Here is a 13,120-nt window from a genome sequence, read left to right as displayed (position 1 = left end):
ATGAAAAAGATCGTAAATTTATCATTATTAACTTTAGGAATAACCTTTATATCAGGCCAAACTAAAGAAGACTCTATACAATTCAGCAAGATCTCCACCGAGATTTTAAATAACGGAAAAGGATATGATGAACTTCGTGAACTTACAAAAAATATAGGCCATCGCTTAAGTGGTTCCGAAGCCTATGAAAAATCTGTACAATGGGCTGCACAGAAACTTCGTGATGCCGGTGCAGACAAAGTATGGCTTCAGGAAGTGATGATCCCGGTTTGGGTAAGAGGAAAAGAATCCTTACACATCAAGACTTCAAATGGAAGCTGGAAAAGTCTTAAAATGCTTTCTTTAGGTAATTCTGAAGGAACAGGCGGAAAAGATGTTTCCGGAGAGATCATTATGGTTAAATCCCTTGAAGAATATGACAAACTCCCTCCTGAAAAGGTAAAAGATAAGATTGTTTTCTTTAATTATCCTTTTAATCAGGGAAATGTACAAACTTTTATTTCCTATAGAGAATCGGGCGCTTACAGAAGAACTGCCGCATCTCTAACCGCAAAGAAAGGTGGAAAATTTGCAATTATCAGATCTCTTTCTTCAGCATTTGATGATGTTCCACATACAGGAAATATGCGATACGAAGAGAATATTGCTAAAATTCCAGCCGTTACGATTGGAAATACAACTGCAGATGAACTGGAAGCTTTATTAAAAAATCAGAAAGTCACAGCCAAACTCAATTCCAGTTGTGGAATGAAAGGGGAGAAACTCTCCCACTCCGTAATAGGTGAAATTACAGGCAAAAAAGACCAGAATGTAATCGTAGTGGGTGGACATCTGGATTCCTGGGATGTAGGTGAAGGCGCTCATGACGACGGATCCGGAATTGTTCAAAGTATTGAAGTGTTAAGAACATTCAAAAAATTAGGACTCCGGAATAACCATACCATTAGAGCAGTCTGTTTTGCCAATGAAGAAAATGGGACCAAAGGCGGAAAGCAATACGGAAAAACAGCAAAAGATAATAATGAAAAACATCTTTTTGCCATAGAATCCGATGCCGGAGGATTTTCTCCCCGTGGAATTTCCCTGGAAATGGATGATTCCAAAAGAAACCAGATTAAAAGCTGGGGAAACTTATTTCTGCCTTATGGGGTTTACAACTTTGAAGGAAAGTATTCGGGTTCAGACATTGCTCCTCTTCATGAAATGGGTGTTCCTACCGCAGAACTTGTTCCGGAGCCACAGCGTTATTTTGACATTCACCATACTGCAGAAGATACTTTTGAAAAAGTCAACCGTAGAGAACTCCTTCTGGGCTCAACGGTGATGACACAACTTATTTATATGATTGATAAAAATTGGTAACCATGAAAAAGATACTAGGAACCTCATTATTACTTTTTGGAATGGCAGCTTTTGGCCAGGCTAAAGAAGATTCAATACAATTCAGCAAGATCTCCCTTGAAGTTTTAAATAACGGAAAAGGATATAACGATCTTCGTGAACTTACTAAAAATATCGGTCACCGTTTAAGCGGTTCCGAAGCCTATGAGAAATCTGTACAATGGGCAGCACAGAAACTTCGTGATGCCGGTGCAGACAAAGTATGGCTTCAGGATGTAATGATCCCTGTTTGGGTAAGGGGAAAAGAATCCTTACACATCAAAACCTCCAACGGAAGTTGGAAAAGTCTTAAAATGCTTTCCCTGGGAAATTCTGAAGGAACAGGCGGAAAAGATATCTCAGGGGAAATCATTATGGTAAAATCTATGGATGAATACAATAAGCTCTCCCCGGAACAGGTAAAGGACAAAATACTGTTCTTCAATTATACTTTCAAACAATCCTTCATAGAAACGTTTAAAGGATATGGAGATGCATCCAAATACAGAACAACCGCAGCATCTTTAACGGCTAAAAAAGGTGGAAAGTTTGCCATTATCAGGTCACTTTCTTCAGCATTTGATGATGTACCTCATACCGGAGCCATGCGTTATGAAGAAAACGTTTCCAAAATACCGGCTGTAGCTATCGGAAGTACTACTGCAGATGAATTGGAAACCTTATTAAAGAATCAAAAAATTACGGCAAAGCTGAACTCCAACTGTGGAATGAAAGGTGAGAAACTCTCCCACTCCGTCATTGGTGAAATTACCGGTAAAAAAGACCAGAATGTAATTGTTGTAGGTGGTCACCTTGATTCGTGGGATGTAGGTGAAGGGGCTCATGATGATGGTGCCGGAATTGTTCAGAGTATTGAAGTTCTGAGAACATTTAAAAAATTAGGAATACAAAACAACCACACGATCAGAGTCGTTTGTTTCGCCAATGAAGAAAATGGTGTGAAAGGCGGTATTCAATATGGAAAAATGGTAAAAGAAAAGAATGAAAAACATCTTTTTGCCATAGAATCCGATGCCGGAGGTTTTGCACCGAGAGGAATCGCTCTGGACATGGATGATACCAAAAGAAAACAAATTCAAAGCTGGTCAAAACTATTCCTACCGTATGGAGTGTACAACTTTGAAGAAAGCTTTTCCGGAACAGATCTTTATCCACTTCATGATATGGGAGTTCCCGCGGCTGAATTGATGCCAGATTCTCAACGTTATTTTGATATTCACCATACTGAAGAAGACACCTTTGAGAAAGTTAACAGAAGAGAGCTTTTATTGGGAGCCGTAGCCATGACCCATATTATTTATATGATTGATAAAAACTGGTAGTGAAATGCCCGTTTGATATAAATGAACCCATTAAGTCTTGATAAGATTTGATGGGTTTTCTTTGTTTTAAAAACACAGATCCAAAATATGATACCACAAAATTGCATCAAGATTTCCATTTAGATCAGGTTTGAAATTGAGCTTCTGTTTTAGCAAAGTCTCTGTCCTTCCGTAGGAATCTAAATAAAGTTATTGAATATAGTTGTTAAGATTCTTACAGAATGACAAACCAAGTTTTATCCAAGAATTAAACATTTAATATAAAAGTATTTATCCTGTACTTAATTTGACCAATAAAATGATTAAAGAAATGCCTTAATCCACCTGATTCCCAATTGACATCAAATTTATTATCACTCCTGACATAATAGGGTTTTGAGATTTTAGAATGAAACATAGGTGGATTATCTTTCACCATAGCAAAATAGTTAGTTTTAAAATTTGATTTCCTGTAATACTGAATTTCAATTACAGTTTCTTTTTGACCCGCTTTAAAAATATATAATGTAACATCATAAAGATCATGATACTCCTTGTTTAAAATGTCTATGGCTATATCTAGAGCGAGTGTTGTTTTAGATTTATTTATTTTATTTCTTACCTTCCTTTGTGTAAAAAAATCTGGTCTTTCAAATTCATTGAAATCAGACACAATAAAAACACAATTAGGAGATATCTTATTCCAACAATTCATCGTTGCCAATCGTTGAAGATTCACAATACAAGTCTCAATCTTTTCTTTTAAATTTTCCTTGTTCACTTTTCCAAAATTATTCTTTTTACAATTATTCTAATGCCGTAGTTTAAAATTTTACGTCCTAACAGCTCAATAGAAATGTACAATTCTGAACATAATCGAAGCATAGCCCATTCAAATCATACAATAAATTCCATTGGTTTAAGCCAAAACCTATATCTAAGAATTCTGTAATCAAGATCTATTTTTCTTTTTTAAAAATCAGCCCATCAATATCAGGAATTTCCAATCCATTATCCGAACCAAACAAACAGTCTGAAACTTTAGAATGATAGCCAAAAGCAATCGTATTATTCTCAAGTTTTTTAAGGTCAATGACAGCATCTTTGATGGTACAATCTTGATCCATTTCAAAAGCAGCTTTAATAACTTTTAGTTGATATTCTGATGGTGCAGAGGAAGAAATTTTGCTTTCATTCACTATAAATTTTTCTCCGTTTATATTAATTAATACAATTTGAAAATGTTCTTTCTCTCCCTTCTCCAGGCTTATGATTAAAGATAGTGAACTTCCTTCTACCTCAGTTTTCCAGATTCCTACCAATTCAGTCATTTTTCTTTCTGTTTCCGAAAGCTGCTGTCCATATCCTAGGCTGCTGAAAAATAAAATTAACCCAATATATATTCTATTCATTTCAAACAATTATAATCTAAAAATAAAGCTTTTTTCTTTGTTTAAGGAAATAAGTTAAAAAACCTCCTAAAAAACAACAGCATACACCCTTTTAAAATAATGTGTTAATCGTGAAATAATCACTTTGGCATGATATTGGCATGTAAATTATTGAGAAAAAATTAAAAAAAGCACTAAGGATGAGAAAAAAGGTTTTCTGTGGATTTTCAGTTTTCCACTGATTCAAAGTTCATATCTCGTATATGAATCCTTTTTTTTCTACGATGCCGTAAAAGATACGGGTACGTGATTGATTGGCCCTCCGGTTGATTTTTCACTGCAGATTTATGCCCCGTATCTAACAGGTATCATCAATAAGAAACCGTGAATCATGTATTGATTCAAAAACGATTATTAATTCCGGACTTCAAAGCCCGGTATCATAATATTGAATAAACGGCAAAGTTATCATGAACCTTAGCCCAGTAAAGAAGTATGCTTTCTTTATACCATGATAATTGTACCTGATTTATTCTCAATTAATTAATGTATAACCCTTAAAATGTTAGTAATGATGAGAGCCTTTTTTGAAATGATTTTTAAGAGAAATGAAGACGCTGCAAAAATGCATATCTGGAGCTTGCTTTTGGTATTAAGTTTTGCTGCTTTTTCTGTACTGGTATACAGTTCAAAACCAAGTTTTAATAGCTTAATAGTATATCTTACCGCCTTTGCCGCTTATATCGGCTTTGGTCTTGTATTCATCAGTTCCCTTGCTGGAACAGGGATGAAGAAAAGATAAGGTAGAAACATATAACTTTTATTTCACTCTTTTACTGAAAAACCGCCCTTTTATTGAAGGGCGGTTTTTTTATACATTGTTTATCTACAATTTCACAGATTATTCTTTGAAGATATCTTTCATCATCTTTTCAAGGAATTGTGTCGTCTCCTCCTCGACCATTTTTTCAGATTTTGCTACTAATTCCGCATGAAAAGGTTGGCAACAAGCTTTTATCCCAAAGCCGTCATCAGTTTTTACAAACTCCGGATGTAAGTTGTGTTCTTTACAAACTTCAGCCTCTATTGTCTGCTTTATTAAATCGTAATTCAAATCAAACATATTTTATATTTTTATTTCGTTGGTGTGGGATAAAGATAGGGATAATTTATTTTCACAAGAAACCGTATTTCCACGGTATTTTACATCTTTAATCATTACCCTTTTAAATAGACTTTCTTTTTAAGGTTCACATTCATTTCAGCTCCGCCTCTTTTTATTTTCAAGTCAATAACAACTCTATCTTTTTCTATTCTGTTCAGGAAATAATGACAGACACCTTCTTTGTCAAGATTATCAAGGTTTATATTATTAATACTAATGATAGAATCTCCCACCTTCAAAGGAAAATTCTCTTCCTGAAATACATAGGCTACAATAGGCTTAGAGTCTATAAAACGATACCCAAAACCAAAAGACTCCAGCTTATGAATAGTTTCCTTAATTTGCTTCATATAAATCTTACGAGATTCCCAATCCAGAACAAATACAAAGTTTTTCAAAAAATCATTTCCTACTAAGCCTGAATTGCCTGTTGTTATTACTTCATTGCTAAAACTTTTATTTCCCAAAGTAACATTAGAAGCTTTAAAAATATATCCCAGCACAGGATTTCCGGTCCCAAAAGCCCCTACAGAGCTATTTCCGTAAACATCTACTTTCTCAGTTACTTTTTTAGAATTGTAATTATTGGTCGTTATCTTTATATTTCCTGAAGACCCTGTATCAAATATAAGGTTTATTTTCTTATCAAAAACATTGGCTTCTATAATGGGGGTTTTCTGATCTTTTACATCAAAAGGAATCACAATATCATAACCTGTAAGATCAAACTTAGAAAGATCCTGAGTTGCTTCCAATGAATTCTCATTATAATTCACTCTCCAAAAAAGTTTAGCCATCTGATTAGAACCAATAATTCCATCTATTTTAAAGCATTCAAATTCAGTTGCCGTAAGATCCATCACCATAACTCCAATATCTTTAAAAGCTAGCTGATCTATAATCATTTCAGGCAATACCGTAAATATCTGGTCCTGTTTATTTTTCTGTGAGTCCTTTACACTGCTTTTATGTTTCTTTTCAAGACCCAAATCTGTATAAATTGCCGTAGAAATAACGGTTGGAGCTCCAGTATCTAAAAGAAAATTATATATTTTCCCGTTGATACTTACTTTTACAAAAGGTAAGTCTGTAGAATATTTTAAATTAATTTTTTCAACGGCTGACTTTAGCTGAACGTCTCCGTTTTCAAAGAACTTCTTCCCTTGAGCAATAAGACTAAGATGGGAGAATATAAAAAGAGTGTAGAAGATTTTTTTCATGAAGTAGTTTTTACTAAAGTAGTCATTTTTAGAGTGTAGACAAAACCTTCACTCATAGATTAACAAAAAAGCCGCCCTTTTCAGGACGGCTTTCATATCTTAATGATTCAACTATTTTACTTTTACAAGCTCAACATCAAAAACTAACCAAGAGTTTGGTGGGATAACTCCTCCTGCACCTCTTTCTCCGTAACCCATTGCTGGTGGGATCAATAATGTAGCAGTTTCTCCTTCTTTTAATAGTAGGATTCCTTCATCCCATCCTTTGATTACTCTTCCCATTCCGATTGGAATATCGATAGGCTCGTTTCTCTTGAATGAAGAATCAAATTCAGTTCCATCTACTAATTTACCTGCATAATGTACAGATACGTTATCACCTGCTTTTGGAGCTTTACCGTCAGCAGTTTTAGTGATTTTATAGTAAAGACCTGATTCAGTTTTTTGCATTCCAGCTTTTAAGCTTTCAACTAATTTTTCCTGGTTTGCTTTGAATTCTTCTTCTTTTTTCTTTTTTTCTGCTTCTTCTTTAGCAATAAAAGCTTTATTATTTTCTGCGATTTTAGCTTTTCCTTCGTTGAAAGTTTTTGCTGCATCGTAGTTTTTGTACTCATCACCTTTACCGAAGATAGAAACTTTTTCTAAAACGATATCTGTTTTAGGTTTATCCTGAGCTCCTTTTTCAACATTAGCAATAGTATCAATCACATCATTACCTTTTACTACTTTTCCGAAGATTGTGTGTCTTCCGTCTAACCAAGGGGTAGCTACTTCAGTAATGAAGAACTGGGAACCGTTTGTATTTGGTCCGGAGTTCGCCATAGAAAGAATACCTTTCCCTGTGTGTTTAAGATCGTTTCTTTCGTCCTCGAATTTATATCCAGGATCTCCCATTCCTGTTCCCTGAGGATCACCTCCCTGGATCATGAAATCTTTGATTACTCTGTGGAAAATAGTTCCGTCATAGTAAGGAACTCCCTTAGCCTTAGCTTTGTTATCGATTTTCCCTTCTGCAAGACCGATAAAGTTGGCTACAGTTACTGGTGCTTTCTTGTCCTCAAACTTAACAATCATGTTACCTTTTGTAGTTTGAAGATTGGCATAAAGTCCGTCATTAAGACCTTCGTAAGTTTCTTTGTCTACGTTCATTTTTTTATAAATTGGGGTACAACTCATCAGCGAAACACTTGCCGCTGCCAGAATTATATTCTTGTTAAACAATTTCATGTATTATAAAGCTTTTAATTTTATGATTAAAGGTATATCGTTGTCTATTTTCTTTTCGTCTCCAAAAGTTCCATAAGCCAAAGAAGACGGTACCAAAAGCGTCAATTCCTCTCCATCATGTATAAAACGTAAAGCATTTTCCACCGCTTTCAGTTCATCAAAATGTCCAAATTTGGCATCTCTTCTTTCAAATGGCTGATCATAGATCCTGGTCTGGTCAAAATCATACAATTCATAAGAATAGGAAATCAGAGTATTATCTGCTCTTCTTTCTCTACGATCAAAACTGTCAACCGTCACCCAATAATTAAGCTGTGTAGGATAAAACTTTACGTTTTGCCCATTGATCCAATCCTGAATCTGCCCTCTTTCGATGGTATTCAGGCTTTTCATCCTGTTTTTAGAAACATCCAGATCTTTCTGGCTCAAAACACCCCCTACCGGAGGGTGCGCAGTCTGCGTATTTCTATTACAGCTCAGCAAGCTTATGGCTGATATGAAGAGTAATTTTTTCATAAACTTTTGCGAAAATACACATTTTGCGAATCAATTACAAAAGCTTTTAAACCATAAATGTAAATTATATAAAAACCTCTGTTATCATCTATGGGTAAAATCTAATCACAAAAGATACAAAAGTTTTGAAAACTTAAGTTTTATAAGTTAAAAGTATAGTGTTGGTAAGAAAACTTAAGTTTAAAAATCAAAGATTTTTTTGATGCACTAATCTTCACAACCTTTGAACAAAATTACAAGCAAACATCTGTGTAAATCTACGCAATCTATGGGTAAAATATAATATACGTCCCTATTTCTTAATTTGTGTAAAATTTAATCTAAAAAGTATAATAATAAAAAAACCGGGAGAATTCCCGGCTTCCTATAATGTATTTAGATACTCTTAAACTGTTTCAAGTACATGATCTACAGCCACTCTCCATCCGAATGGATCTTCAGAAAGGTTGTTTTGAAGATCTACTAAATCTTTTTTAAGAATCGCTGCATAGCTTTCTTCGTCTGATAATCTTGGAAGTGATAATTTCTCCCCTTCATACCCTAAAGCCTGGAATTGAGTGGTTACCACTGCTGTACCTACTCCCCATACTTCTTTAAGAGAACCGTTTTTCAAAGCCTCGATTACTGTTTTTACCGGAATTGGCTCAACTTTTACTTCGATACCTCTTTTCTTAGCCAATTGAAGGAAGCTGTCTCTTGTTACTCCGTCAAGAATTTTTTCAGAGGTTGGTGGTGTATAGATGGTATCGTTGATTCTTACAAATACGTTCATTGTACCACTCTCTTCAAAATATTCGTGAGTTGTATCATCAGTCCAGATGATTTGCTCATATCCTTCTTCAATAGCCAATTGAGTTGGATAGAAAGAAGCTGCATAGTTACCAGCTGCTTTAGCAGAACCTACTCCCCCGTTTGCTGCTCTTGAATAATGGTCAGAGATTTTTACAGAAACAGGCTCTGAATAATAGCTCTTCGCCGGTGTTGCTACGATAGCAAACATATATTTTTCAGAAACTCTTGCTTTCAAAGCTTCCTCTGTAGCAAAAATCAATGGTCTGATATATAAAGACATTCCTTCTCCCTGAGGAATCCAGTCTCTGTCGATATCTACTAATGCTTTTAATCCGTCTAAAAACATTTCCTCAGTCACCTCAGGCATAGCAAGACGCTTCGCTGACTTGTTGATACGTTCAAAATTCTTTTCAGGCCTGAAAAGGAAAACCTGCCCATCTTTGTCTTTATAGGCTTTCATACCTTCAAAACAAGCTTGCCCATAGTTTACTCCCATCATAGCAGGGGTAAATGGTATCGGACCATAAGGAACTAATTTTACATCACCCCATTTTCCGTTTTCGTACTCACATATAATCATATGATCTATGAAAGTTCCACCAAACGAAAAATTGTTAGGGTCAAATGTAGAAATTCTGGAGTTTTCAGTTTTTTGAATTATCATTTTTTAAAATTTTTACGATGTTCTACAAATTTAATATAATTTTCTAAATATAAAAATTTTAGAGTAAATTTGACAAAAATTTAGTTTGAAAAGAGAAATTAAGACTACAAACGACGGGAGTAAAACATTGTTTATCAATGATTTAAATGAAAATTATCATTCTCATCACGGGGCTCTTCAGGAAGCAGAACATGTGTTTATCAAAAATGGACTAAACCTAATCAATGATTGCGAAATTAATATTTTAGAACTAGGTTTTGGAACAGGTTTGAATGTTTTAGTAACAATTAATGAATATTTAAAAACTGACAAAAATCATGTCATCAATTATTTTTCGCTCGAAAAATACCCCATAAATGAATCCGAAGTTAACGATTTAGCTTATTTTGAACTTTTTGATAACCCAGAGTTTAAAAATATTTATCAGAAAATTCATCTGGCAGATTGGGAAAACTCAGTAGAAATCATTAGTGGTTTCAACCTTAAAAAGATAGAATGTGACTTTTTTGACCTGAAGAATATAGATCTACCTAAAATCAACCTTGTTTATTTCGACTGTTTCGGAGCAAGAGTACAGCCGGATTTATGGGAAAAGCCATTATTTGAACTGGTATCTGACAAAATGGCAATTAACGGATTATTAACAACCTACTCCTCTAAAGGAAGTGTAAGAAGAATTCTTCAGGAGTTGAACTTTCAGGTTGAGAAAAAGCAGGGGCCTCCAGGAAAAAGAGAAATGATTAATGCAATAAAGCTATAAATGATAAGACATATGGAACAATTTACTTTTTCCGTATTTTTATCCTTTTCATCACTATACTCCTCACAAAATTTATTACCTTAGCTATACAAAATATTATACATTATATATATGATAGACAAGATCAACATTAGAGTGTATGGCTGTGTGGTAAAAGATAAAAAAGTACTCACTTTATTTGAAGAATATGCCGGCGAACCTTTAGTGAAATTTCCAGGTGGTGGATTGGAATATGGTGAAGGAACATTGGAATGTCTACACCGTGAATTCGATGAAGAACTGAATGTAAAAGTAGATATTATAGAACATTTCTATACCCAGGAAGACTTTCTTGTTTCCCGCTTCAGAGAAAATGAACAGCTTCTTACCATCTACTACATCGTAAATATTATAGATGAAAAGGAATTCCTTATTTTGGATCCCTGTATTGAAAAAACGGAATGGATGGATATTGACAGACCGGATAACCCTTTCCCACTTCCTATAGATAAAATCGTATTTGATAAACTAAAAGAAAAATTCCTGTAAGTGAGCTTACAGGAATTTTTTTATTATCTTTTTACTTTAAAATCACTTGCTCCGGGATAAGGTTTCAAATACCCTGAATTCCAGTTAGACTGTAGTAATGACTCTACAAATTCGTCTGTTCTGTTTTTATGGGGATCATATCGATCTTTCAAATCAATATCTGCCATTTTCCCTTTAAGATTCCACAAAAAGGCACTAACCCCGCCTCTCATCTCTTTAATAATCTCATATACATTTTTACCGGTCGCCCTGTTCATAAGTTTTGCAAAAACTTGTCCTTCGGTAGTGGTAAGATCTCTCAATTGCTTTTCATATTGATCGGCAAGCATATTTTGCCTTTCTCTTATGAACTTTCTCTTGGCTTTATTATCCATATCATTCATATCTTCCTGAATGTCTCTGTATTGCTGTAAAGCAGTTACAAATAACGGATATACTCTGTATAACTTCTTATTTAAGAAATAATAGTAATTTTTATCCAACTGATTATTAAACCTCGGTTTATTAACTAAAACCAACTCATCCATTACAACTACAGGCTCCCCATTTACTTCATAAATCTTAACCTTCTGCTGTTCGTCGTAATAATACTTATTGCCAAATTCATCTACTTTCAAAGATTCAGCGGGGTATTGATTCAATGGTTTTGCCACCACAGTATCATTCTGCCCAAAAACACTGACTCCAAAAAAGAACATAAAAAGACAGATAATCTTACTAAAATTCATTATTTTTACACTTATAAGAACAAAAATTAAACGCAAAAATCATTCCTTTTTATGAAATTTGAAAAGAAATCTTTAAAATTTTTAGAGAAATATTTAAACACTTCATCTCCAACAGGATACGAACACAAGGGACAGGAGGTTTGGATGGACTACATCAGACCTTATGTAGACAAGATTGAAGTGGATCATTACGGAACATGCTATGGTATCATCAATCCTGAAGCAGAATTTAAAGTAGTGATCGAAGCCCATGCTGATGAAATCTCGTGGTATGTAAACTATATTACGGATGACGGATTGATTTATGTAATCAGAAACGGAGGTTCAGACCAGACTATTGCCCCATCAAAAGTGGTGCACATTCATGGAGAAAATGGAATTGTAAAAGGAGTATTCGGATGGCCGGCTATTCATACAAGAACAAATCAGAATGAACCTACCCCAAAAATCGAAAACATCTTCATTGATTGTGGAGCAACTTCCAAAAAGGAAGTAGAAGATATGGGAATTTTTGTAGGATGTATGATTACCTACCCTGACGAGTTCTTCGAAATGAATGACAGATATTTTGTATGCAGAGCCCTTGACAACAGAATCGGAGGTTTCATGATTGCTGAAGTGGCAAGACTTTTAAAGGAAAATAAAAAATCGATTCCATTCGGTCTTTATATTACCAATTCCGTACAGGAAGAAGTAGGTTTGTATGGCGCAGATATGATTGCCGATACCATTAAACCTAATATTGCCATTGTAACTGATGTAACACACGATACTACCACTCCAATGATTGAGAAGAAAAAAGAAGGAGACCAAAAGTGTGGTGCAGGGCCGGTAGTATTTTTTGCTCCAAGTGTTCACCATACAATCAGAGAATTGATTATCGACACAGCAAAAACAAAAAAAATACCTTACCAAAGAGCTGCGGCAAGCAGATCTACAGGGACTGACACTGATGCTTTTGCTCACTCTAACGGAGGTGTACCAAGTGCTCTAATTTCCTTACCTTTGCGTTATATGCATACAACGGTGGAAATGGTATCTAAAGAAGACGTAGCCAATGTTATCAAATTGATCTACGAAACGGTTCTGAAGATTAAACCGGAAATGAAACTGAAATATCATTAAAAATGAACGCAATTTCTGACTTAATCAAGAAGCCGACTTTCATCTCTATCATATTCATCATACTGACAGGGTTTGGTGTCCCTTTAATTGTTTATCAATTATTTACTTTTCACAGCAGTGAAAATTTAGGAATCACAATAGAAATCATTGGCCTTCTCATTTTGTTCGGACTTTTGGTTACCGACAGATTTTTACTCAGAAGTATCAGTAATAAAAAACTGTCAATTATTGAAGTGATTTTAGTAACAGGCTATTTGATCTATTACTATTTCACCCATGACCATTCATTTTCAATAGGATAA

15 protein-coding genes are annotated in these 13,120 nt (G+C 34.7%); 7 read left to right on the top strand and 8 right to left on the bottom strand.

Annotated elements, in window-relative coordinates; genetic code table 11:
* Both NBX25_RS15725 and NBX25_RS15720 read left to right on the top strand, forming a co-directional pair.
* Complete coding sequence (locus NBX25_RS15725) at nt 1-1,362, top strand: M28 family peptidase (protein WP_123907912.1); 1,362 nt, start codon at nt 1-3, stop codon at nt 1,360-1,362.
* Nucleotides 1,363-1,364: 2 nt separating this feature from the next.
* Nucleotides 1,365-2,723, top strand: a complete 1,359-nt coding sequence (locus tag NBX25_RS15720; RefSeq protein ID WP_250254326.1) for a M20/M25/M40 family metallo-hydrolase — start codon at nt 1,365-1,367, stop codon at nt 2,721-2,723.
* Nucleotides 2,724-2,970: 247 nt separating this feature from the next.
* Here NBX25_RS15720 and NBX25_RS15715 read toward each other — a convergent pair whose 3' ends face one another.
* Together NBX25_RS15715 and NBX25_RS15710 are read right to left on the bottom strand one after the other, a co-directional pair.
* Nucleotides 2,971-3,483: a hypothetical protein gene (locus NBX25_RS15715; protein WP_250254325.1), complete on the bottom strand. Its 513-nt coding sequence runs from the start codon at nt 3,481-3,483 to the stop codon at nt 2,971-2,973.
* Nucleotides 3,484-3,661: 178 nt separating this feature from the next.
* Nucleotides 3,662-4,114 carry a hypothetical protein gene (locus NBX25_RS15710; RefSeq protein ID WP_250254324.1) on the bottom strand — a complete coding sequence of 151 codons (453 nt, stop codon included), beginning with the start codon at nt 4,112-4,114 and terminating at the stop codon, nt 3,662-3,664.
* 550 nt (nt 4,115-4,664) lie between these two features.
* Between NBX25_RS15710 and NBX25_RS15705 the strand changes: the two genes are divergently transcribed.
* A complete protein-coding gene (locus tag NBX25_RS15705) occupies nt 4,665-4,895 on the top strand; it encodes a hypothetical protein (protein WP_123907915.1) in 231 nt (76 codons plus the stop codon).
* A 99-nt stretch (nt 4,896-4,994) separates the two neighbouring features.
* On the opposite strand, the gene NBX25_RS15700 is transcribed toward NBX25_RS15705, so the two are convergent.
* The 5 genes from NBX25_RS15700 to NBX25_RS15680 all read right to left on the bottom strand — a co-directional run bounded on the left by NBX25_RS15700 (nt 4,995) and on the right by NBX25_RS15680 (nt 9,677).
* Entirely contained in the window at nt 4,995-5,207 is a 213-nt protein-coding gene (locus tag NBX25_RS15700; RefSeq protein WP_250254323.1) for a hypothetical protein, read from the bottom strand.
* Between the two features lie 104 nt (nt 5,208-5,311).
* Nucleotides 5,312-6,478 carry a retropepsin-like aspartic protease gene (locus tag NBX25_RS15695; protein ID WP_250254322.1) on the bottom strand — a complete coding sequence of 389 codons (1,167 nt, stop codon included), beginning with the start codon at nt 6,476-6,478 and terminating at the stop codon, nt 5,312-5,314.
* A 111-nt stretch (nt 6,479-6,589) separates the two neighbouring features.
* On the bottom strand, nt 6,590-7,627 hold the full coding sequence (locus NBX25_RS15690) for a peptidylprolyl isomerase (RefSeq protein WP_228412938.1): 1,038 nt from the start codon (nt 7,625-7,627) through the stop codon (nt 6,590-6,592).
* 81 nt (nt 7,628-7,708) lie between these two features.
* Nucleotides 7,709-8,221 (bottom strand): FKBP-type peptidyl-prolyl cis-trans isomerase, encoded by a 513-nt coding sequence (locus NBX25_RS15685; RefSeq protein WP_123907917.1) that lies wholly within the window; start codon nt 8,219-8,221, stop codon nt 7,709-7,711.
* 385 nt (nt 8,222-8,606) lie between these two features.
* A complete protein-coding gene (locus NBX25_RS15680) occupies nt 8,607-9,677 on the bottom strand; it encodes a branched-chain amino acid aminotransferase (protein ID WP_250254321.1) in 1,071 nt (356 codons plus the stop codon).
* 85 nt (nt 9,678-9,762) lie between these two features.
* Between NBX25_RS15680 and mnmC2 the strand changes: the two genes are divergently transcribed.
* A complete protein-coding gene (gene mnmC2 / locus NBX25_RS15675; protein ID WP_250254320.1) occupies nt 9,763-10,437 on the top strand; it encodes a tRNA (5-methylaminomethyl-2-thiouridine)(34)-methyltransferase MnmC2 in 675 nt (224 codons plus the stop codon).
* Between the two features lie 111 nt (nt 10,438-10,548).
* Nucleotides 10,549-10,965, top strand: a complete 417-nt coding sequence (locus NBX25_RS15670; RefSeq protein ID WP_123907920.1) for an NUDIX domain-containing protein — start codon at nt 10,549-10,551, stop codon at nt 10,963-10,965.
* A 23-nt stretch (nt 10,966-10,988) separates the two neighbouring features.
* On the opposite strand, the gene NBX25_RS15665 is transcribed toward NBX25_RS15670, so the two are convergent.
* Nucleotides 10,989-11,693 (bottom strand): DUF4294 domain-containing protein, encoded by a 705-nt coding sequence (locus NBX25_RS15665; protein WP_250254319.1) that lies wholly within the window; start codon nt 11,691-11,693, stop codon nt 10,989-10,991.
* Nucleotides 11,694-11,744: 51 nt separating this feature from the next.
* On the opposite strand from NBX25_RS15665, the gene chrP reads away from it, so the two are divergent.
* A complete protein-coding gene (gene chrP, locus NBX25_RS15660; protein ID WP_123907922.1) occupies nt 11,745-12,818 on the top strand; it encodes a chryseobasin maturation metalloprotease ChrP in 1,074 nt (357 codons plus the stop codon).
* 2 nt (nt 12,819-12,820) lie between these two features.
* A complete protein-coding gene (locus NBX25_RS15655; RefSeq protein ID WP_123907923.1) occupies nt 12,821-13,120 on the top strand; it encodes a hypothetical protein in 300 nt (99 codons plus the stop codon).

The sequence above is a fragment of the Chryseobacterium sp. Marseille-Q3244 genome, from assembly GCF_940807095.1.
GTDB lineage: Bacteria > Bacteroidota > Bacteroidia > Flavobacteriales > Weeksellaceae > Chryseobacterium.
This window is presented reverse-complemented; position numbering and strand designations above follow the sequence as displayed.